Origin of the sequence: Vibrio atypicus, from assembly GCF_009811315.1 — a bacterium.
GTDB classification, from domain to species: domain Bacteria; phylum Pseudomonadota; class Gammaproteobacteria; order Enterobacterales; family Vibrionaceae; genus Vibrio; species Vibrio atypicus.
In genome coordinates this window covers 198,849-220,963 of the sequence record NZ_BLID01000007.1, presented here as the reverse complement: position 1 = coordinate 220,963, position 22,115 = coordinate 198,849, and the positions used below count along the sequence as shown (strand labels likewise).

The following is a 22,115-nucleotide window of genomic DNA, read 5'->3' as shown; positions in this document are numbered from 1 at the left end:
AAAAGCTTATAGACCTGATTTCAGGCTAGCTTCGATAAATTTGTCTAAGTCGCCGTCTAGAACCGCTTGAGTATTGCGGTTTTCAACGCTAGTACGTAAGTCTTTGATGCGCGAGTCATCCAATACGTAAGAGCGGATTTGGCTACCCCAACCGATGTCAGATTTTGCATCTTCGTTCGCTTGCTTCTCTGCGTTCTGCTTTTGAATCTCTAATTCAAACAGTTTTGCACGAAGCTGCTTCATCGCTTGGTCTTTGTTCTTATGCTGAGAACGGTCATTCTGACATTGAACCACAGTGTTAGTTGGAACGTGAGTAATACGAACCGCAGATTCCGTGGTGTTTACGTGCTGACCACCAGCGCCCGATGCGCGGTAAACGTCAATACGCAGATCAGATGGGTTAATGTCGATCTGAATGTTGTCATCAATCTCTGGGTAGATAAACGCAGAAGCAAATGACGTATGACGACGACCGCTAGAGTCAAATGGTGACTTACGAACAAGACGGTGAACACCAGTCTCTGTGCGTAACCAACCGTAAGCGTACTCACCAGAAATTCTCACTGTTGCGCCTTTAAGGCCAGCAACATCACCTTCAGATACTTCGATAACCTCGGTCTTAAAGCCTTTCGCTTCTGCCCAACGTAGGTACATACGTAGCATCATAGAGGTCCAGTCTTGCGCTTCAGTACCACCAGAGCCTGACTGCAAATCAATGTAGCAATCAGAAGCATCGTGGTCGCCTGAGAACATACGACGGAATTCTAGTTTCTCAAGTTTCGCTTCAAGCTCAGCAAGTTCTGGCTCGATTTCGTCAAACGTTTCTTGATCTTCTTCTTCAACGGCAAGTTCGAGTAGACCTTCAACGTCTTCCACACCTTGCTCAAGTTGATCAATAGTTTCAACAACCGCTTCAAGTGATGAACGCTCTTTACCTAGCGCTTGCGCACGTTCAGGTTCGTTCCATACATCCGGTTGTTCTAATTCTGCGTTAACCTCTTCTAGACGCTCTTGTTTAGCGTCATAGTCAAAGGTACCCCCTCAGGACATTTGTGCGCTCTGACACGTCCTTAAGGCGGTTTTTAATAGGATTGATTTCAAACATGTTTGCTCAACATTTATGAGTAGAATTTAACCGAAGAATTGTACTCAAAAGTGTGACGAAGATACAGGAATTTTTTGAGAGGGAATAAAAATGCCAAAAATAAAAAAATCCCCTGTAACGCCTTACGCTACAGGGGATTAGTGTTTCAATATCTATGATTGATTATGCGGTTTCTTCGGCCAGAGCTGGCTCTTCTGCTTTGCCGATAAAAAACATAGCAATAATTGCTGCTGTCGTCGGTAATAGCCAACCCATACCGATATCAAATAGCGGTAACATATTGAACGCTGATACATCGATGCCCGCAACTTTTGCCGCATCAATCAATGCAAACATTAGCGAGACCAAAATAACAACGCGATAAGCAGTTTTCGGATTTGGTAATTTCTTACGTAAGAAAGTCAATGCAACCAATGCAATTGCCACAGGGTAAAGTGCGAACAATACTGGAACAGAAAGCGCGATCAACTGAGATAAACCAACATTTGCTACCACAGCACAAGCTACACCATTAATGATAACCCATGTCTTGTACGACAGTGGAGTCAACGAGCTGAAGTAGTCAGAACAAGCAGAAACAAGACCGATAGCCGTTGTCAAACAAGCTAGCAACACAATTACAGACAGAACGATTTGACCATAAGGACCAAATAGCGACTGAACGTAAAGGCTCAGAACGACGCCACCATTGTCAGCACCTGAAGCAACCGCAGCGCTTGTCGCACCAAGATAGAACAGAGAAACGTAAACAAAAGTTAGACCCGCAGCAGCAATACATGCCGCGCTGATCAGGTATTTAGCCGTCGCTTTTTGCTCGGTAATCCCCTTTTGACGAAGTGCATCAACAATCAGTACACCAAACATTAATGAACCAAACGTATCCATTGTGTTGTAGCCTTCAAGGAAACCTTTTTGCAATGGATGTGTTAAGTACTCACCATGTGCTGCAATCATTTCACCTTGTGGATCGACAAATACTGCTACAGCAAGAATAATCAAACCTAGGAATAGAACAGGCGTCAGTACTTTACCGATCACATCAATCAGCTTACCTTGCGACCACGCAAAGAACATTGCGACAGCAAAGAACAGAATGGAGAAGATCGTCAAGTGAGACTGGGCTGCATCAACAAAAAATGGTTTAACCGCCATTTCGTAAGCAACAAGGCCAGTACGTGGCGCTGCAAAAGCTGGGCCGATAATAATAAAAATCAGTACTGCCATGATCATTGCTGCACGCTTAGGAAGATCTTTGGTTAAATGTTCCCAAGAACCACCAGCAACAGCGATAGCAACAATAGTAATAAGAGGAAGACCTACCGCTGTGATAAGAAAGCCTGTCATCGCCGGCATAAGGTTTTCGCCAGCAAGTTGACCCGCTAGAGGTGGAAAGATAATGTTTCCAGCACCCAAAAAGAACGCGAATAGCATAAAACCTACCGCGATAATGTCTGTTAATTTTAAAGTCTGATTCACTGTCGACCCTTTACTAATTATTTCATTGATGTTGTGTTTGGTGAGCAGTCTGAAATGCCACTCACTCTATAAATTTAGGCGCGCATAATGACGAAATACTCACCTACTCGCAACTCTTAGGGTAAAAACACCATATAAATTTATAATCACAGTCAAATTGCAGTTCATATCACTATACATAAACAAAAAGCCAGACCAAAAAACTAGTCGAATCACAAAACAGAATGAAAACAATTAGAACAAAATACCAAACAAATCATTAACAATGGGTCAATTATCTTAAAAAAACATGAATAACCAACGAACATAAAATTTTATGAAAAAGACAAAAAGTTTTGAATTCAAACAATTTAAGATCGAAGGCGGCTTCTCAGGAATGCCAGTCAGCACTGATGGGGTTCTACTTGGAGCTTGGATGGAGTTAGCTCAGGTAAAACGTCTTCTCGATATTGGCACAGGCACAGGATTATTATCTCTGATGTGCGCTCAACGCTCTGAGCTGCTGGCTATTGAAGCGATCGATATTGATCAACATGCCCTAAATGCCGCTACTAAAAATTTTAACCATTCGAAGTGGTCAGATCGCTTAACATTACATAAAGGCGATGTATTGAGATATTCATTCAACGACCTTTATGATGCAATTATTTGCAATCCGCCCTACTTCAACTCTGGTCAGCACGCCGCAAACAGCACTCGTGCTACTGCTAGACATACCCAGACCTTAAACCACGAAGATCTTCTAAGACGTTGCTGGCAGTTACTAACAGCAAAAGGCCACGCCTGCTTTGTTTTGCCAATTGCTGAAGGAGAGCAATTCATTCAACTCGCTATTGCTGATGGTTGGTTTCTACAACGCAAATGCAGCGTCAAACCCACAGATAAAAAAGTCGTAAGCCGATTGCTCATCCAGCTAGGCAAACTGCCTCAAGATTGCATTGAAGAAAGCCTTAATATTCATGAACAAGGGCAATACAGTTCTGACTTTGTTAAGCTAACGCAGGACTTTTATCTCAAGATGTAAAAAATAAGGTGTGATCCTTGTCACCGTTAGCACTATAATACGACCCCTTAAATTTAACGCTCACATCAACTCGCTTGTGGAGACATCATAGTGATCAGAAATTTTGCTGAATTAGAGTTAGACCCTAACCTACTCCTCGCAATCGAAGAAATGGGTTACGACCGCCCAACGCAAATTCAGGCTGAAGCCATTCCACAAGCATTGGCTGGTCGCGATGTTCTAGCCTCTGCACCAACTGGTACAGGTAAAACTGCAGCATTTGTATTGCCAGCTTTGCAGTTTTTACAAGATTTTCCGCGTCGTAAACCTGGACCAGCACGCGTTTTGATTCTAACTCCGACTCGTGAACTAGCGATGCAAGTTGCTGACCAAGCACGCGCTTTGGCAAAACACACGAAATTGAACATTTTCACGATTACCGGTGGTGTTCAATATCAAGAACATGCTGATATTCTTGCAAAAACTCAAGACATCGTTGTGGCAACGCCAGGTCGTTTGATGGAATACATCGAGTCAGAGCGTTTTGATTGTCGTGCGATTGAATCTCTGATCCTTGATGAAGCTGACCGCATGCTGGATATGGGCTTTGGTCCAACGGTAGACCGCCTCTCTTCTGAGTGTCGCTGGCGTAAACAGACCATGCTGTTCTCTGCAACGCTAGAAGGCAAAGGCGTTGAAGGCTTCACCGCTGATCTACTGAAAGACCCGGCTCAAATCGAAGCTGAGCCTTCACGTCGCGAACGCAAGAAGATCGCTCAATGGTATCACCGTGCTGATAACATGGAGCACAAACTTGAACTGCTGAAGAAAATCATTACCGAGCAAGCAGAACGCTCGATCGTTTTCCTAAAGACCCGTGAGCGTCTTGGCGAATTACGTGCTGAGCTGGAGCGAGCGCAAATACCTTGTGCTTGGATTCAGGGGGAAATGCCTCAAGATCGTCGTAACAACGCCATCTCTCGCTTCCGTGACGGAACGGTTAATGTACTGCTTGCGACAGACGTTGCGGCTCGTGGTATTGATTTGCCAGATGTAAGTCATGTTATCAACTACGACATGCCACGCGGCGCAGATGTCTACTTACACCGTATCGGCCGCACCGCTCGCGCAGGTAAAAAAGGTAATGCGGTTTCTATTGTTGAAGCGCACGATCAACCAATGATCAAACGTGTAGAACGTTACATTGGTGAAGAGATTAAAGAACGCTTTATCAAAGAGCTTCGCCCTAAACACAGAAAGCCTGTGTTTAAGAAAAAGAACAAAAAGAAAGAAGATAAAAAGAAAGTCGCAGCGAAAAGTAAGAAGAAAGTTGCAAAGAAAAAATAGAATCGATTTTCGATAAATAATAAAAAGGGTTGATGTGAAAGCATCAACCCTTTTTCGTTCTCGAATCGCTTTACGAGAATCCTTACTCACTCATTCTTCGCTCTAAGGAGTAACAAACTCTACTTTAGCCAGATAAAAAAATACCGCCTAAATAAAGACGGTGTTTTTATAGCTTAGATTGTCAGAAATTCTTCTAAATCGCTGGGGTTAGAGCAAGACAACAAACTAATCCGGCTCCAGGAGCATAGTACGCTATATGACTGGGCCGGATGAGTGAAGTTAACGCTGTCAGAGCTTCAAATATGAAGAGTATTAATGTTCGCGAGTCGCGCGGAACTCTACCTCTGGGAAACGCTCTTTCGCTAGGTTTAGGTTAACCATTGTTGGCGCGATGTAAGTGAGGTTATCACCACCATCGAGTGCAAGGTTCGTTTGGTTCTTACGCTGGAACTCATCCAACTTCTTACCGTCTGAACATTCAACCCAACGAGCTGTAGCAACGTTAACGCCTTCGTAAATCGCTTCTACGTTGTATTCTGCTTTTAGACGCGCAACAACCACATCAAACTGAAGCACACCAACTGCGCCTACAATAAGGTCGTTATTCTGCAGAGGACGGAATACCTGCACAGCACCTTCTTCTGAAAGCTGAACAAGGCCTTTGAGTAGCTGCTTCTGCTTCAGTGGATCTTTAAGTCGAATACGGCGGAACAATTCTGGTGCAAAGTTTGGAATACCAGAGAACTTCAGTTCTTCACCTTGAGAGAAGGTATCACCAATTTGAATCGTACCGTGGTTGTGTAGACCAATAATATCGCCTGCATACGCTTTCTCTGCGCGAGAACGGTCACCCGCCATAAAGGTCACTGCATCAGAGATGCTAACCATTTTACCTGTACGTACGTGGTTCATTTTCATACCTTGAGAGTATGTACCTGATACGATACGCATGAAAGCAATACGGTCACGGTGTTTAGGATCCATGTTTGCTTGGATCTTAAATACGAAGCCAGAGAATTTCTCTTCTGTCGCTTCAACTGGACGCTCATTCGCTTGACGCGTTTGTGGCGCTGGAGCCCACTTGGTCAAACCATCCAACATATGGTCTACACCGAAGTTACCCAGTGCAGTACCAAAGTAAACTGGTGTTAGTTCGCCTGCAAGAAATAGCTCTAAGTCGAATTCTGGACATGCGCCCATAACAAGTTCTAGCTCTTCACGTACACTTTCCGCTAGGTCAGCGCCGACGGCTTCATCTAGATCTGGGTTATCAAGACCTTTAATGATGCGAACTTCTTGAATTTCATGGCCGTGACCTGATTCGTATAGAATCGTTTCATCACGGTGTATGTGGTAAACACCTTTAAACTCTTTACCACATCCGATTGGCCACGAAATCGGTGCACATGACATGCCCAATTCGCTTTCTACTTCATCAAGAACTTCCATTGGATCACGTACATCACGGTCCAATTTGTTCATGAAAGTGACAATTGGCGTATCACGCAGACGAGTTACTTCCATCAGCTTACGTGTACGGTCTTCGACACCTTTTGCCGCATCAATCACCATTAGACATGAGTCTACCGCTGTTAATGTGCGGTAAGTATCTTCCGAGAAGTCTTCGTGTCCTGGAGTATCAAGAAGGTTAACCAAGCAGTCATTATAAGGAAACTGCATAACAGAAGTAGTAACCGAGATACCACGTTCTTTTTCCATCTCCATCCAGTCTGACTTAGCATGCTGAGCAGAGCCACGGCCTTTCACCGTACCCGCAGTTTGAATAGCGCGTCCGAAAAGCAGTACTTTTTCAGTAATAGTGGTTTTACCCGCATCCGGGTGCGAGATAATAGCGAACGTTCTGCGTTTAGATACTTCGCCAAGAAAAGTTGTATTTGACATCAAAAGTTCTTCTTCTGCCTGATTATCAGAAGACAAAATCAGTTAGACTGACGCTTCTGAGTATTCGATTCAATTTTGCGCGGTATTCTCTCTTATATTCTCTTATGGGGCAACTTGAACCATTAAAATGGCTGGATTTGCTCGTCAATTTCTATACGAATTAAAATATCAATAAATATAGGCTATAACTAAAGGAGTAGAGGGAACTTGATATAACTATGCCTAAAAGCCAAAAGATAAATTCATTAGCCTTCAGACAAGCTAAAACCGTCTTTTTAGTCTCGGTACTCTTAGGGGTATGTTTTAGCTTTTATCACATCTTGGTGGATCTTCATCAGGAGCAGAAGCGTATTGAAGAACATTATCAATTTAAGCTATTACAAAACTACTCAAATGCCAGTCAAGCGGCTTATCACCTCAATCAACTTTTGGCTGAGCAAGTCGCTTCAAGTTTGATGATGGACAGTGCGATTTATAAAGTCGAAATCATTGACGACTTCGGTGATATTTTAACCCTTAAGGAAAACCGCATCTCCCTACAAGGCAACTTTACAGAAGCACTCTCAAGTTACCTAACACCAAGAACGCCAATTTATACAACAGAGCTTCACCAACCCAATTCACATGTTGTCGTTGGAACGTTAGCGTTTTCCGTTAACGGAGCCAACATTGCTCGAGACTTCATTGCCAAAACCAGTAAGATTCTCTTATTCGATCTATTTAGGAACATACTCCTAACCTCAATCTTACTGTTCTTTTTCTATCAAAAACTGTCTAAGCCTTTAGTCACACTTATCGATTGGGTTCGATCTCTGCAAAACAATAAAAGCGATTTACCGCCTCCGACCCTATATCGTGATGATGAATTAGGCCACTTAGCAAAAACTTTCCATAACCTTTGGAAAGATAGAGAAGCGGCAGAAGCTAAACTCAATCAACTCGCCTACTACGATTCGCTAACAGGTTTAGCGAACCGGAGTCTTCTACTACAATTACTCGGAAAATCCATTGATACAGCGAATATCAAAAGTCAGACAGGAGCTTTGTTTTACCTCGATCTAGATAGATTTAAAACCATCAATGACTCGCTCGGACATACGATTGGCGATCATTTGATTAAAGCGATTTCCATGCGTATAGAAGCGTGGCTCAAAGAAGAATATACGGCGGCTCGAATCGGTGGCGATGAGTTTGCCATCTTGCTACCCAATACCCAATCGGAGAAAGCCCACGATCTCGCACAACAACTACTTGCGCTGATTTCTAACCCATATTCAATTGACGATCACCAGTTGTATTGTACCGTCAGTGTCGGTATTGCTGTTTTTCCTTCCGTTGGCAGCACTAACATTGATGTACTACGTCAAGCCGATACCGCCCTCTATCGAGCTAAGGTGTGTGGTAGAAACAAATACATGTTCTACGAACCTGAAATGCAAGCTCAAGTGGAATCTTTCTTAGAGATCGAGAAAGGTTTACATGAAGCCATCAACAAAGATCAACTTGAGCTCTATTACCAACCTCAAGTAAACAGTGAACACCAAATCATCGGCGTTGAAGCTTTAATTCGCTGGAACCACCCAGATAGAGGAGTGCTTCCTCCTGGTGTCTTTATGCCGATAGCCGAAGAAACCGGGCAAATACTTCAGATTGGTAATTGGATCATTGAAAAAGCCTGCTATCAATACGCAACTTGGAAAGAGCAAGGCGTACTTCCAGAAACGTTTCGTCGCTTAGCGATCAATATCAGTCCCTTACAGTTTTCTCAGGACTCTTTCGTTGAACACATTAGTGAGGCACTGACTCAAGCTGGAATTGTCGGCGATCATATTGAGTTAGAGATAACAGAAAACTTGCTTTTGGAGAATGTAGAAAGCGCGATCCAAAAAATGGTGAAGCTAAAAGAATACAATCTTAAAACTTCTATTGATGACTTTGGTACAGGTTATTCATCATTGAAGTATTTAAAACATCTGTCTGTAGACGTTTTAAAAATAGACCGTTCATTCGTAACGCAATTGCACTTAGATGAAAGTGACCAAGCCATCGTTGATACGATAATCATGACCGCACAAAGACTAAACCTTGAGGTCATTGCAGAGGGTGTTGAAGATTGCAACGAGCTAAATACATTAAAAGGGTTGGGCTGCGAACAATTCCAAGGATACCTATTCGATAAGCCACTCCAAGCGAGTGAATTAACCGAACGTTTCGCGAGGAATCATTACCAATTAGAAGACGTTCAACCAATCCAAGCCATACAAAAATAGCGGTGCTACTACGAATTAGAAAAAGATGTAGCTCATAATAATGGCATCTTCTTTACCGCTTTGGGTTGGGTAGTAATTCAAGCGGCGGTCAACTTCGTTAAAACCATACTCTTCATACAGACCAAAGGCTCGAAGGTTGCTTTCTCGCACTTCGAGCCAAATGCTGTCGGCTTTAGCTTTCTCACAACATGAAAGTAAAGCTTCAATAAGTGCTTTACCATACCCCTTTCCTTGCAACTCAGGCTCAACGGCAACATTCAGCAAAGTCACTTCGCCCACTATATTTTGCGCGTAGAAATACCCAACCAACCGATCACCATCCAGTAAAACATGATGACATGCACCACGACTATTTACATCTCTGATCATATTTTCAGACCAAGGATGCGAATGAGCAGAGACTTCAATGCGGTAAACATCATCGAGATGTTCTACCGCTAACGGGATAATTTGTAGAGTCATAACTTATTGATAAGAGCAGATTTGTTGCCACAAAGCGCGGCGTAATTCATTGTTTCCATCGATAAGATGAATCAACGGCGTGGTAAGAACCTTTCCTTCGTAGTCGATTGGCACATCACATCCTGCAAACCATACCCAACCGGTAAACGGTTCAGACAGTTGATCGAGTTGCTCGGGATAGATATGAAGCGATTGGTTTAGTTCCAGTTTTAAACTTTTCAACACTCGCTCAAACAACAAAGCTGTCTCTTTTTTCGGACATTGGGGGGAGATGAGCAAAAGTTGACAAGACGCTTGCAAAACTAACGTTGGCGATTGGTAGCCTTGCAATCTTTCTGGGTGAGTCAGTTCATAGCACTGAATGCCCATCTCTTGTAAATACTGTATCTCGTGTTGTGGCATAAGGAGTCGTCACTGGTTTGAACGAGGCGATCCTAACACAAAAATCAGAGGCCCTATGAAACATTTCATCACTATTTTAATCTCATCACTGGTTCTATTTACCACTTTTCAAGGTTACGCGAAAGAGAGTGATGACTGGGTCAAAATTAGCGACAAAGTGGTTAACTATAAGTCAGAAACAGATACTGTTGAACCTATGGCCTACATTAGCCAACGCAACTTCAGCAAAATTAAAATCAAAGTGGTTCAAGGTACAGTGAACCTCAAAAAGATTGTCGTGACTATGTCTGATGGCAGCTCCAAAGAGCTTAAAACCATGGGTACACTGACTAAAGGTATGTCAACTCGAGCATGGACCTTACCAGGTGATGAAAATAGTAAATTCAAAAAACTAGATATGACTTACGACAGCTGGGGTAGCACCACCTTAAGTGCGATTGGTTTAAGCAAAAAAGCTAAGATTGAAGTGTGGGGTAAAAAACGCACCGAAGAAGAAAAATAACTATCACCGCAAGATTAAAAAAAGCGCTACTCCAAGGTAGCGCTTTTTACATCAATCCAATGATTAACGATTAGAAGCTCGCCTTCACCGCGTCAGCAATTTTTAACGCTGATGATTGAACAAGCTCTGCATCTTCACCTTCAACCATAACGCGAATCAGTGGCTCAGTACCTGATTTACGCAGTAATACTCGGCCTTTATCGCCCAGTTCAGCTTCCACTTCTTTTGTTGCCTGCTTAACCGCTTCTGCGTCAAGTGGGTTTGAATCACCTTCAAAACGGACATTTTCAAGCACTTGCGGGTATAGCGTCATACCTTGAGAAAGATCATGAAGAGACATATCACTGCCGACGACTGAAGCCAGTACTTGCAAGGCTGCGACAATTGCATCACCAGTGGTTACTTTGTCCAACAAAATGACGTGACCTGAGTTTTCAGCACCAATCTTCCAGCCTTTTGCGAGCAGTTGCTCCATGACATAACGGTCACCTACTGCTGCACGAACAAATGGAATACCTAATTGCTTCAAGCCGTTTTCCATACCAAGGTTTGTCATTAGCGTACCAACAACGCCACCTTTCAGCTCACCGCGGCGCAGTGCATCACGAGCGATAATGTAAGCAATTTGGTCACCATCAACTTTATTACCTAGGTGATCGACCATGATAATACGGTCGCCGTCGCCGTCGAATGCTAAACCTAGGGCAGCGCCTTCTTCCACCACACGTTTTTGCAGAGCACGGACATCTGTCGCGCCAACTTCATGGTTGATGTTAGTGCCGTTTGGCTCAACTCCCATCGCAATCACTTCAGCACCTAACTCACTAAATACCGCTGGTGCAATGTGATAAGTCGCGCCATGTGCACAGTCAACCACGATCTTTTGTCCAGCAAGACTAAGCTCTGTCGGGAATGTACTTTTACAAAATTCGATATAACGGCCAGCCGCATCATTTAGACGCGTCGCTTTACCCAACATTGAAGATTCAACGCATTCAATCTCTTTGTCGAGTTCAGCTTCAATCGCTAACTCTACGTCATCAGGAAGCTTCGTCCCTTCAGATGAGAAGAACTTAATACCGTTGTCGTAATAAGGATTGTGAGAAGCAGAAATCACGATTCCCGCTTCAGCACGGAAAGTTTGCGTTAAGTACGCGACAGCAGGTGTCGGCATTGGACCTGTGAACGTCGCCTTTAGACCAGCAGCGGCAAGACCGGCTTCTAGCGCAGACTCCAGCATATAGCCAGAGATACGGGTATCTTTACCAATGATCACCTTCTTTGTGCCTTGCTTAGCCAACACACGACCTGCAGCCCAACCAAGTTTAAGCACAAAATCAGGCGTAATTGGATATTGCCCTACTTTGCCGCGAACACCATCAGTACCAAAATAACGTCTCTTATCAGACATAATGAATCCTTTTTTATAATCGTTTTCTGTTTAATGATTTTGAGTAACCATTGAAACAATTTTTACAGCATCAAGCGTTTGTTCAAAATCGTGCACGCGAATGATTTGCGCACCTTTCATCGCCGCGATTGTCGCGCAGCTTACACTGGCCGCAACACATTGATCAGGCGCTTTATCGAGCAATTTAAAAATCATCGATTTACGCGACATTCCAGCCAGTAGAGGTAATCCAAATTTATGGAACTGCTCTAGATGCGCCAACATGTGGTAGTTATGCTCAATTGTCTTTCCGAACCCAAAACCTGGGTCTAAGATCAGCTGGTCACGGGAGATTCCCACCGACTCGCACGCAGAGATACGCTCTTCAAGAAACTCTCCGACTTCCAGCAACAAATCATCGTAATGAGGGTTAGCTTGCATGGTCCTAGGTTGGCCTTGCATGTGCATCAAACAAATAGGTAGACCTGTTTTAGCAGCAACTTCAAGCGCACCAGGCTCTTGCAGTGCTCGTACATCATTGATGATGTCAGCACCAACCTCAGCAGCTTGACGCATTACTTCCGCTTTGCTGGTATCAATCGAGATCCATACATCAGATTGTTGACGAATCGCCCTAATGATAGGAATAACACGCTGTAGCTCTTCTTCTAACGCAACATCCGGCGCACCCGGACGAGTCGACTCGCCACCAATATCGATAATGGTGACACCCGCATCTACCATAGCTTTCGCCTGGGTAAGAGCATTGTCGAGAGAATTGAATTTTCCACCGTCAGAGAAGGAGTCTGGTGTGACGTTGAGTATGCCCATGACTTGAGGAGTTGATAAGTCTAGGGTCTTGTTGTTTGCGGTAATTATCATAATAAATACAAAAACCCCGAGTCGCCTCGGGGTTTATTTCTTAACTCAATTATTCAGAGTCTTTTTTCTCTGATGCTTCCGCTGAAGTATTCTCTTGAGAAGTCGGTTGCTCTTCAGCTTTTGGCTGCTCAACCGTTTCATCTTTTTCTTCTGCTTTCGCTTCAGTCTTTGCTTCTGGTTTGCCGTTTTGGTTGTCACCCCAACCTGCTGGCTCACGAATTTCTGATTTACGCTCCATCAGGTCATCAATTTGACCTGCATCGATGGTTTCGTATTTCATCAGCGCATCTTTCATCGCATGCATAATATCCATGTTGTCTTCAAGGATCTGCTTCGCGCGAGCATAGTTGCGGTCGATGATAAGACGAATTTCATCATCAATCAGCTTCGCTGTGTCGTCAGACATGTGTTTGGTCTGAGTCACACTGCGGCCAAGGAACACTTCACCTTCTTCTTCAGCATAAAGAAGTGGACCAAGTTTTTCAGAGAAGCCCCATTGAGTCACCATCTTACGAGCGATATCGGTAGCGCGCTCAATATCGTTTGATGCGCCCGTTGATACTTTTTCAGCACCGTAGATAAGCTCTTCAGCTAGACGACCACCGTAAAGGCTAGAAACCATCGACTCTAGGTGTTGACGAGACATACTTACACGATCTTGCTCTGGTAAGTACATTGTCACACCAAGTGCACGACCACGTGGAATGATCGATACCTTGTACACTGGATCGTGCTCAGGTACCAAACGACCAACAATCGCGTGACCCGCTTCGTGATATGCCGTTGATTCTTTCGTTTCTTCCGACATAACCATTGAACGGCGCTCTGCACCCATCATGATCTTGTCTTTAGCCAATTCAAACTCAACCATAGAAACGTTGCGTTTGTTACCGCGAGCGGCAAATAACGCAGCTTCATTCACTAAGTTCGCAAGGTCAGCACCAGAGAAACCCGGTGTACCACGTGCGATTAGAGAAGGCTCTACGTCACCCGCTAGAGGGACTTTACGCATGTGTACTTTAAGAATTTGTTCACGACCACGTACATCTGGAAGGCCAACAACTACCTGACGGTCAAAACGACCAGGACGAAGCAATGCAGGGTCTAGTACATCTGGACGGTTAGTCGCAGCAATAACGATAATACCTTCGTTACCTTCAAAGCCATCCATCTCAACCAGCATTTGGTTTAGTGTTTGTTCACGTTCATCGTGACCACCACCAACACCCGCGCCACGCTGACGACCTACGGCATCGATTTCATCGATGAAGATGATACAAGGTGCTGCTTTCTTGGCTTGCTCGAACATGTCACGAACACGTGATGCACCGACACCAACAAACATTTCAACAAAGTCAGAACCTGAGATAGTAAAGAACGGTACTTTCGCTTCACCAGCAATCGCTTTAGCAAGTAACGTTTTACCCGTACCAGGAGGACCAACCATCAGTACGCCTGTTGGGATCTTGCCGCCCAGCTTTTGGAATCGGCTTGGGTCACGTAGGTAATCGACAAGCTCTTTCACGTCTTCTTTTGCTTCGTCACAACCAGCAACATCAGCGAAAGTCGTTTTGATTTGCTCTTCGCTCATCATACGTGCTTTGCTCTTACCGAAAGACATCGCGCCTTTACCACCGCCACCTTGCATCTGACGCATGAAGAAAATCCATACACCGATCAACAAGATCATTGGGAACCAAGAGATAAAGATAGTACCCAGTAAGCTTTGCTCTTCTGGTGGTGTACCTTGCACTTTTACATTTTGATTAATTAGGTCATCAAGTAGCTTCTGGTCGTAGACTGGCATGTAAGTAACATAACGCGAGCCGCCGCCACGACGAATGAAAGAGATTTCACCGTCTTTAAAAGTTGCTTCCTGAATCTGGCCTTGGCCAACTTCCTGTACAAACGTGGTGTAATCCACCGCTCTGCCATTGCTCTCTCCAGGGCCAAAGCTCTGGAAAACCGACATCAACACGACGGCGATAACAAGCCACAGAATTAAATTTTTTGCCATGTCACTCAAGGTGTCAGCCTCTCGATAACTAATTGTAATTAAAGGTAGGGTACTACAGTTTATAACCTGTAGCTATAGTGTTAACTTGCCCATCAGAGGGCAAAATAGTTAACCTTTGTAACCAGTGGCTACAACGAAGACTTCCCGTGAGCGAGCTCTCGATGAGTCAGGTTTTCTAATTTTTACGGCTTTAAAGTTGTCTCGGACTTCTTTCACAAACTGATCGAAGCCTTCCCCCTGGAAAACCTTTACAACAAAGCTACCATTTGGGGCTAGAACTTGTCGACACATATCTAAAGCCAATTCAACTAAATACATAGCGCGAGGCTGATCTACGGAGTTGTTTCCCGCGATGTTTGGTGCCATGTCAGACATAACTACATCAACCATCGACGGTTGGATTCTATCGAGTAATGCTTCTAAAACTGCATCATCACGAAAGTCACCTTGAAGGAAGCTTACACCTGCAATGGGATCCATAGGCAACAGGTCACACGCAATAATTTGCCCTCCGTCACCTATTATCTTAGCAGCATATTGAGACCAACCACCGGGAGCCGCGCCTAAATCGACCACAGTCATACCAGGTTTTAGGAGTTTATCCTTAGTTTGGATCTCTTCCATTTTGAAATATGCACGTGAACGATAGCCCTTTTTACGAGCTTCATTTGCGTATTTATCATCAAAATGTTCTTTCAACCAGCGGCCTGAGCTCGCTGAATGTTTTTGTTTGCTCATTTGATTCCTAACAGATAGAGGGACCAACTTACCCAATAAATTATAGTCTTCAGGGATAGATGGCGTTAAAATGGTATTTTTCAACCCTTATATTAAAGAAAATTGGCCGCGTAATGAACCTAAGCACCAAACAAAAGCAGCATCTAAAAGGCCTAGCGCACAGTCTAAAACCTGTCGTGCTTATGGGCGCAAACGGACTAACTGAAGCTGTTCTAGCGGAAATTGAAATTGCTCTTGATCACCATGAGCTAATCAAAGTTAAAGTCGCAACTGAAGATCGTGAGACTAAAAACCTGATTGTAGACGCTATTGTACGCGAAACGCGCGCAGAAAAAGTGCAAGTAATCGGTAAAACTCTGATTCTATTCCGTCAAACAGACGAGCGTAAAATCGAACTGCCACGTAAGTAATTTTTACTTCGTCCGCAATAAAAAAGGTCGCTTAAGCGACCTTTTTTAATTTCAAAATTCAGACCTTGGTCACTTTGAAAGACGTACTTAGATGTAATCTACACGGTCAATTTCAAAGTCACGCTCACCGCCTGGTGTTGAAATCACGACTTCATCGCCTTCCATTTTACCAATCAAGCCACGAGCAATCGGCGAACTTACAGAGATACGACCCGCTTTAATGTCAGCTTCATCATCACCAACGATTTGATAGGTTTTCTCTTCTTCAGTATCACAGTCAATCAAAGTCACTGTTGAACCAAAGATAACTTTGCCCGAGTTATCCATTTTGGTTACATCGATCACTTGAGCAACCGACAATTTGTACTCGATATCACGAATTTGCGCTTCACAGATACCTTGCTCTTCACGAGCGGCATGGTATTCAGCATTTTCCTTAAGGTCACCCAGTTCACGAGCTTCTGCAATAGCTTCTGAGATTTGTGGACGAAGCTTCAGTAGTCGGTCGAGTTCTTCACGCAGCTTTTTCTCGCCGCGTAGTGTCATTGGGACTTTTTCCATTGTTTACCTCATTCCAAAGCAGTCTTTGGACAATAAGAAACTCCCCAACCCAAGGGGCTAGGTAGTCTAGTTAACTCATCAATTTGTTCTAGTGTAAACAAACTTGGCAACTAAATCACCATAATTCCAACACATCAAAAATCCCCGCGCATAACGAAGTGATTATTTTTCATACGAACATCACTACCCTGTATGAAAAAGCCTATAAGCGCGTAAAAAAAACTAAACTTCGACACTTTAGACAAACATCAATTAGCAAAGATATACCCTTACAAAACAATAGTTTGATATTTATTTACTTAAAATAAAACAGTGTTCATAATCCAATTTTATATCATTTTACTACCCCACCGAGGAACTTTGGCGTTAAAACATTGTTCACCGATTGCTTGTGAAGCGTTATCAATTCTTGCTTATTTTTGACATAAATCTTGAATATGAGTCTTGATTCACACGAGCAATAATTAGAGGATAACTACGGAAAAATGAGTTATCGCTCGCATATAACTATTTATGGACAGTAAATTAGGACTTATAAGATGAACAAAACTCTGATTGCTCTTGCAGTTTCAGCTGCAGCAGTGGCTACTGGTGCTAACGCGGCAGAAATCTACAACCAAGACGGCACTACTCTAGACATGGGCGGCCGTGCTGAAGCGCGTCTTTCTCTTAAAGATGGCAAAGCGCAAGACAACTCTCGCGTACGTCTAAACTTCCTAGGTACAACTCAAATCACTGACGGCTTGTACGGCGTTGGTTTTTACGAAGGTGAGTTCACTACTGCTGACAACGCAGATGAAGATGACATCGATCACCGTTACATCTACGCTGGTCTAGGCGGTCAGTTTGGTGAAGTAACTTACGGTAAAAACGACGGCGCACTAGGCGTTATCACAGACTTCACAGATATCATGGCTTACCACGGTAACTCTGCAGCGCACAAAATCGCAGCAGCAGACCGCGTAGACAACATGGTTTCTTACAAAGGTCAATTCGACGACCTTAGCCTAAAAGCAAGCTACCGTTTTGCTGACCGCGTTGAAGGCACGACTTCTGACGCTGGTGCATACGGCGACAATGGCGAAGATGGCTACTCTCTATCTGCTATCTACGCAGTAGCTGATACAGGCCTAAAACTAGGTGCTGGTTACGCTGATCAAAAAGATCAAAACGAATACATGCTTGCAGCATCTTTCGCAGTACAAGATCTATACCTAGCAACAACTTACACTAACGGTGAGCTAGATAAGAAAGATGCAGACTACACTGGTTACGAATTCGCAGCAGCATACACGCTAAACCAAACTGTATTCACTACTACGTACAACAACGCTGAAACTGATGGTGAAACATCTGCAGACAACGTTGCAATCGATGCAACTTACTACTTCAAGCCTAACTTCCGCGGCTACGTATCATACAACTTTAACCTTATCGACAAAGGTGACAAGCTAGGTACAGTTGGCGCTGGTAACGGTACTGCATCTAAGATGGATGCTGAAGACGAGCTAGCTATCGGCCTACGTTACGACTTCTAATTTATGATTTAATGTCATGAATCTAAGACGCCCGCTCTATAGCGGGCGTTTTTTTTACTGGTTATACTGGCCATTACTTTCTTGCTTGGTCGACTCCTAAATTATGCTGCTACCTCGTCTGCTTGTTATTTCTCTTCTATCACTTTGTTCTACTGCCACTATGGCCTATGCACCTTTAGATAAATTACCTTCAGGAAGCCGTGCTAGCGTATTGATTGAAAGCCTCACCGGTGAGCAAACTTTCCTTACCTCAAACAACGATCAACTGTACTTTCCCCCTGCCAGTACGCTTAAACTTGTAACGGCCCTTGCAGCGAAACTAGAACTTAAAGAAAACTTCCACTTCGAAACTCGCCTTGAACAAGTGAACAAAGATGTTGTTATTCGTTTCTCCGGCGATCCAACGCTAACAACCGAGAATCTTAAGCAATTGCTACTTACAGCTCGCGGTAAAGGGTTAACAGCAGTTAAGGGAGACATTTGGTTAGATAACAGCGCTTTTTCTGGCTACGACAGAGCTGTGGGATGGCCTTGGGATATATTAGGGGTTTGCTATAGTGCGCCCGCTAGCGCGATTACCTTAGATGAGAACTGTGTTCAAGCTTCGATCTACACTGAAGCCAATCAAAAAACACGCGTTTATGTGCCTGAGCACTTTCCTATCTACGCTTCAACTCAAGTAAAAAGTGTAACGAAAGTAGAGCAAGAGAGCTCACAGTGTGATTTAGAACTTATTTCTTCATCGGACAACCACTATCAACTGCGTGGCTGCTTAGTTGAGCGTAAAAAGCCTCTGCCACTTAAATTTGCGGTACAAAACCCTGAGCTCTACACCCAGCGCATACTACATACCTTGCTAAATCAACTTGATATTGAGTTAGAAGGTAATATTCGTATTGGTAGTCCAAACAAAAAGCCTTCTAAACTGCTCGCACAACATCGCTCTCCAACCTTAATACCATTACTAGAGGAGATGTTAAAAAAGTCGGATAACTTGATTGCTGATAACCTCACCAAGGCGATTGGCGGGCAATTTTTTCTTCAACCAGGCAGCTTTAACAATGGTACCGAGGCGATCAAACAGATCATTTTTGCCAATACTGGTATCGACCTCAGAAATACTCCATTAGCTGATGGCTCAGGGCTATCACGTAACAACCGTTTCCGTAGTCATGATATGGCTGAAATTTTGCGCTACATTTGGCAAAACGACAATGATCTTAACTTGATCGCGCTTATGCCCAAGTCTGGGCTATCTGGCACCCTAAAATATCGTCGAAGTATGAGAAAAGAGCCAGTAAAAGGGACCATTATTGGCAAAAGTGGCTCTTTGTACGGCAGTTATAATATGGCTGGTTATGGGGTTGATAAAACAGGAAAACCAAGCTCACTCTTCGTCCAGTTTGTGACCGATTATCACCCACCAAAAAGAAAGAGCGATGATAAGCCTACCATCGCTCCTATTACTCAATTTGAGACACTATTTTATAAAGATGTGGTGAAATTCAGTCAGGCAATACCTAAAAAGTAATTCACAACAGTAAAGTAGATCCACATCCCCGAGATATCGACAATAGACGCCAAAACTGGACTTACTAGAACCGCAGGGTCCAGTTTAAACGCACGGGCTAAGATCGGTAATAAACCACCTAACGTCGTCGATAGCGTAACTTGAATGAACAACGCGACAGCGATTGCCAATGCAATGGTGTTGAGTTCAAAGCCACCAGTGGATGTGTCATCGCTAAACAATAGAATACGCCCTACAATCACTAACGCTATGGCAAGTGCTAGACATAAAGCAACCCGGCTCTCTTTCCAAAACACCTTCACCCACTCTCTTTTTCGCAGCTCTCCTGTTGCAAGCGCTCGAATCACCAGTGTGGCTGCCTGCGTTCCCGTATTACCTCCAGCAGCTGCTATGACTGGCATATAAATCGCCAACAGCACTAATTGACTCAAAGTATCTTCGTATTGGGCGATGATTAACCCTGAAACAATGCCTAGTAACGCTAAAGCGATAATCCAACCAATTCGCTGCTTAACGTGTTCCAATACCGATGTATTTAGATAGCTGTTTGAGGTTTCCACTTCTGAGTGAATAAACCCTAGCTGATGCGCATAGTGACGCGCTCGTTTATCGTGTCCTTCATTTTCTAGTAAAGATATAAGTTGCTGCACATACCCAACAGAGCAGTGATGTAAAATAGCCACCGCTTCTTCAATTGGCATAACTGTCAACAAATGAACTTGTTGTGCTTGCTCGTACTGCAAAAATGCATTACGAGCGGCCCCGATCTCTTCTTGTGAAAAGTGAGGGCTGTTTTCAATATAGGTGTTGCTCATTACCGTCATGGCGAATCTCCCGATTGGCAGTAGGTAACGACCATCAAATACAACTAGGCTGACAAAAATTGGCGGTAAAAAACAGGATCAACACAAGGTTGATGCGCTTTATACACAAAAGATAACAAGCTCTATTGTATTTATATTCTAGTTTTAGAGGAGAAAAACGAGAGGATCTTAGAATAGGATAACTCTACCACTTGGGCAGAGGCGGAAACGACAATACCGAAGTGGGTTATTTTTCTCCCTTGATACTAGGAGGATGGTCGATATTGTTCATAAAAGTCTCCAAATAAACCGCCTTTCTGGCAGCGCGGCTATGGTAACAAACTGACATAAAAAAAACAGTCAAAACCATGTAAAAACGTCTAACATTTGAACGAGTTATAACTCTTTAAACAAACATAAAAAAAGCGCCTAAAAGGCGCTTTAATTCACAGTATTTTCAGTGACTTGATGTTTACTATTTAATAGTAAGACGAGCAAACTTACGTTTACCTACTTGGAAAACATAATTACCTACTTCAGGCGTAAACTTCGAATCTGCGACTTTTTCGCCGTCAATCTTCGCTGCGCCTTGTTTAACCATACGCATAGCTTCAGAAGTCGACGCACATAGACCCGCTTCTTTCAGAAGATTACTTACTGGTAGGCCAGCATCAAAGTCAAACTCAGGCATATCATCTGGGATTTGATTCTTAGCAAAGCGGTTAACAAATTCTTGCTCTGCTGCGTCAGCGTCTGCTTCTGAATGGAAGCGAGCAATGATCTCTTTCGCTAGCAGTACTTTTACGTCACGTGGGTTCTTACCAGCTTCAACATCAGCTTTGAACTGAGCAACCTCTTCCAGCGGACGGAAAGAAAGCAACTCGTAGTAGCTCCACATAAGATCGTCAGAGATTGACATAATCTTACCGAACATCTCGCTTGGTGCTTCGCTAATACCGATGTAGTTGTGAGCCGATTTTGACATCTTCTTCACGCCATCTAGACCAACAAGCAGAGGCATCATTAGCACTGCTTGAGGCTTTTGACCCGCAGCTTTTTGTAACTCGCGGCCCATCAGTAGGTTGAACTTCTGGTCTGTACCACCTAGCTCAACATCACTCTCAAGCGCAACAGAATCATGACCTTGAAGAAGTGGATACATGAACTCGTGAATTGCGATTGGCTGACCACCTGCGTAGCGCTTTTTAAAATCGTCACGTTCTAGCATACGAGCAACGGTTTGGTTCGCAGCAAGACGGATCATGCCTTCAGCACCCAGCTCAGATAACCATTCTGAGTTAAAGCGAATTTGTGTCTTAGCAGGATCTAAAATTTTGAATACTTGCTCTTTGTAAGTTTCAGCATTCTTCAGTACGTCTTCACGGCTAAGTGGTGGACGTGTTGAGTTTTTACCTGACGGATCACCAACCATCGCAGTGAAATCACCAATTAGGAATGTCACTTCATGACCAAGCTCTTGGAAAGCACGCAGCTTGTTGAAGATAACCGTATGGCCTAAGTGGATATCTGGAGCTGTTGGATCGGCACCCAGTTTAATACGTAAAGGACGACCTTCTTTTAATTTAGCAATCAGTTCGTCTTCTGGAATTAGCTCTTCAACACCGCGCTTAATCTCGGCTAGTGCAGCTTCAATGCTCGCCATTCTTGTTCACTCCCACAGATTTGGCAAAAATTTGATAATTTGCCATCTTACTTGAATAGCGATGCTTTTTGAAACCAGTTAGACTAAACAGCTGAGCTTTTTTACTTAATTTT

Annotated in this window: 19 protein-coding genes; 7 read left to right on the top strand and 12 right to left on the bottom strand. The window is 43.6% G+C overall.

The genetic code is table 11. From position 1 onward, the window contains the following. Window positions 1–6 precede the first annotated feature (6 nt). Window positions 7–1,105, bottom strand: a protein-coding gene (prfB, locus tag GVO60_RS15880; protein ID WP_159655746.1) for a peptide chain release factor 2 whose coding sequence is annotated in 2 segments (ribosomal slippage) — window positions 7–1,029 and window positions 1,031–1,105 — 1,098 coding nt in all. Because the reading frame shifts where the segments join, the coding sequence is not laid out codon by codon here. Window positions 1,106–1,267: 162 nt separating this feature from the next. Continuing rightward, window positions 1,268–2,581: a branched-chain amino acid transport system II carrier protein gene (brnQ, locus tag GVO60_RS15875; RefSeq protein ID WP_159655744.1), complete on the bottom strand. Its 1,314-nt coding sequence runs from the start codon at window positions 2,579–2,581 to the stop codon at window positions 1,268–1,270. A gap of 316 nt (window positions 2,582–2,897) precedes the next feature. Between brnQ and GVO60_RS15870 the strand changes: the two genes are divergently transcribed. Beyond that, on the top strand, window positions 2,898–3,605 hold the full coding sequence (locus tag GVO60_RS15870; RefSeq protein WP_159655742.1) for a tRNA1(Val) (adenine(37)-N6)-methyltransferase: 708 nt from the start codon (window positions 2,898–2,900) through the stop codon (window positions 3,603–3,605). Window positions 3,606–3,695: 90 nt separating this feature from the next. Then, window positions 3,696–4,931 (top strand): ATP-dependent RNA helicase SrmB, encoded by a 1,236-nt coding sequence (gene srmB / locus GVO60_RS15865; RefSeq protein WP_159655740.1) that lies wholly within the window; start codon window positions 3,696–3,698, stop codon window positions 4,929–4,931. A gap of 312 nt (window positions 4,932–5,243) precedes the next feature. Here the strand turns inward: srmB and prfC are convergent, their stop codons facing one another. After that, the gene (prfC, locus tag GVO60_RS15860; RefSeq protein WP_159655738.1) at window positions 5,244–6,833 is read right to left on the bottom strand and encodes a peptide chain release factor 3; all 1,590 of its coding nucleotides are present in this window, start codon (window positions 6,831–6,833) and stop codon (window positions 5,244–5,246) included. Between the two features lie 218 nt (window positions 6,834–7,051). Between prfC and GVO60_RS15855 the strand changes: the two genes are divergently transcribed. After that, window positions 7,052–9,103, top strand: a complete 2,052-nt coding sequence (locus GVO60_RS15855) for a putative bifunctional diguanylate cyclase/phosphodiesterase (protein WP_159655736.1) — start codon at window positions 7,052–7,054, stop codon at window positions 9,101–9,103. Window positions 9,104–9,118: 15 nt separating this feature from the next. Here the strand turns inward: GVO60_RS15855 and rimI are convergent, their stop codons facing one another. Further along, on the bottom strand, window positions 9,119–9,565 hold the full coding sequence (rimI, locus tag GVO60_RS15850) for a ribosomal protein S18-alanine N-acetyltransferase (protein ID WP_159655734.1): 447 nt from the start codon (window positions 9,563–9,565) through the stop codon (window positions 9,119–9,121). A 3-nt stretch (window positions 9,566–9,568) separates the two neighbouring features. Further along, window positions 9,569–9,967, bottom strand: a complete 399-nt coding sequence (locus GVO60_RS15845; RefSeq protein WP_159655732.1) for a DNA polymerase III subunit psi — start codon at window positions 9,965–9,967, stop codon at window positions 9,569–9,571. A gap of 55 nt (window positions 9,968–10,022) precedes the next feature. Between GVO60_RS15845 and GVO60_RS15840 the strand changes: the two genes are divergently transcribed. Next, window positions 10,023–10,469, top strand: coding sequence for a DUF2541 family protein (locus GVO60_RS15840; RefSeq protein ID WP_159655730.1), 447 nt, complete (start codon window positions 10,023–10,025; stop codon window positions 10,467–10,469). Window positions 10,470–10,539: 70 nt separating this feature from the next. On the opposite strand, the gene glmM is transcribed toward GVO60_RS15840, so the two are convergent. From glmM to rlmE, 4 genes are all read right to left on the bottom strand, one after another. Beyond that, window positions 10,540–11,880, bottom strand: a complete 1,341-nt coding sequence (gene glmM / locus GVO60_RS15835) for a phosphoglucosamine mutase (RefSeq protein ID WP_159655728.1) — start codon at window positions 11,878–11,880, stop codon at window positions 10,540–10,542. 30 nt (window positions 11,881–11,910) lie between these two features. Next, window positions 11,911–12,741 carry a dihydropteroate synthase gene (gene folP / locus GVO60_RS15830; protein WP_159655726.1) on the bottom strand — a complete coding sequence of 277 codons (831 nt, stop codon included), beginning with the start codon at window positions 12,739–12,741 and terminating at the stop codon, window positions 11,911–11,913. Between the two features lie 49 nt (window positions 12,742–12,790). Then, window positions 12,791–14,758, bottom strand: coding sequence for an ATP-dependent zinc metalloprotease FtsH (gene ftsH, locus GVO60_RS15825; protein ID WP_159655724.1), 1,968 nt, complete (start codon window positions 14,756–14,758; stop codon window positions 12,791–12,793). A gap of 108 nt (window positions 14,759–14,866) precedes the next feature. After that, window positions 14,867–15,496, bottom strand: coding sequence for a 23S rRNA (uridine(2552)-2'-O)-methyltransferase RlmE (gene rlmE / locus GVO60_RS15820; protein WP_159655722.1), 630 nt, complete (start codon window positions 15,494–15,496; stop codon window positions 14,867–14,869). A 113-nt stretch (window positions 15,497–15,609) separates the two neighbouring features. Between rlmE and yhbY the strand changes: the two genes are divergently transcribed. After that, entirely contained in the window at window positions 15,610–15,906 is a 297-nt protein-coding gene (gene yhbY, locus GVO60_RS15815; protein ID WP_159655720.1) for a ribosome assembly RNA-binding protein YhbY, read from the top strand. A gap of 87 nt (window positions 15,907–15,993) precedes the next feature. On the opposite strand, the gene greA is transcribed toward yhbY, so the two are convergent. Further along, window positions 15,994–16,467: a transcription elongation factor GreA gene (gene greA, locus GVO60_RS15810; protein ID WP_159655718.1), complete on the bottom strand. Its 474-nt coding sequence runs from the start codon at window positions 16,465–16,467 to the stop codon at window positions 15,994–15,996. A gap of 539 nt (window positions 16,468–17,006) precedes the next feature. On the opposite strand from greA, the gene GVO60_RS15805 reads away from it, so the two are divergent. Together GVO60_RS15805 and dacB are read left to right on the top strand one after the other, a co-directional pair. Continuing rightward, window positions 17,007–18,005 (top strand): porin, encoded by a 999-nt coding sequence (locus GVO60_RS15805; RefSeq protein ID WP_159655716.1) that lies wholly within the window; start codon window positions 17,007–17,009, stop codon window positions 18,003–18,005. A 103-nt stretch (window positions 18,006–18,108) separates the two neighbouring features. Next, window positions 18,109–19,536, top strand: a complete 1,428-nt coding sequence (dacB, locus tag GVO60_RS15800; protein WP_159655714.1) for a serine-type D-Ala-D-Ala carboxypeptidase — start codon at window positions 18,109–18,111, stop codon at window positions 19,534–19,536. Here dacB and GVO60_RS15795 read toward each other — a convergent pair. Both GVO60_RS15795 and tyrS read right to left on the bottom strand, forming a co-directional pair. Further along, window positions 19,515–20,360 (bottom strand): magnesium transporter, encoded by an 846-nt coding sequence (locus GVO60_RS15795; protein WP_159655712.1) that lies wholly within the window; start codon window positions 20,358–20,360, stop codon window positions 19,515–19,517. The genes dacB and GVO60_RS15795 overlap by 22 nt on opposite strands. A gap of 454 nt (window positions 20,361–20,814) precedes the next feature. Beyond that, on the bottom strand, window positions 20,815–22,002 hold the full coding sequence (gene tyrS / locus GVO60_RS15790; protein WP_159655710.1) for a tyrosine--tRNA ligase: 1,188 nt from the start codon (window positions 22,000–22,002) through the stop codon (window positions 20,815–20,817). Window positions 22,003–22,115: the final 113 nt, after the last annotated feature.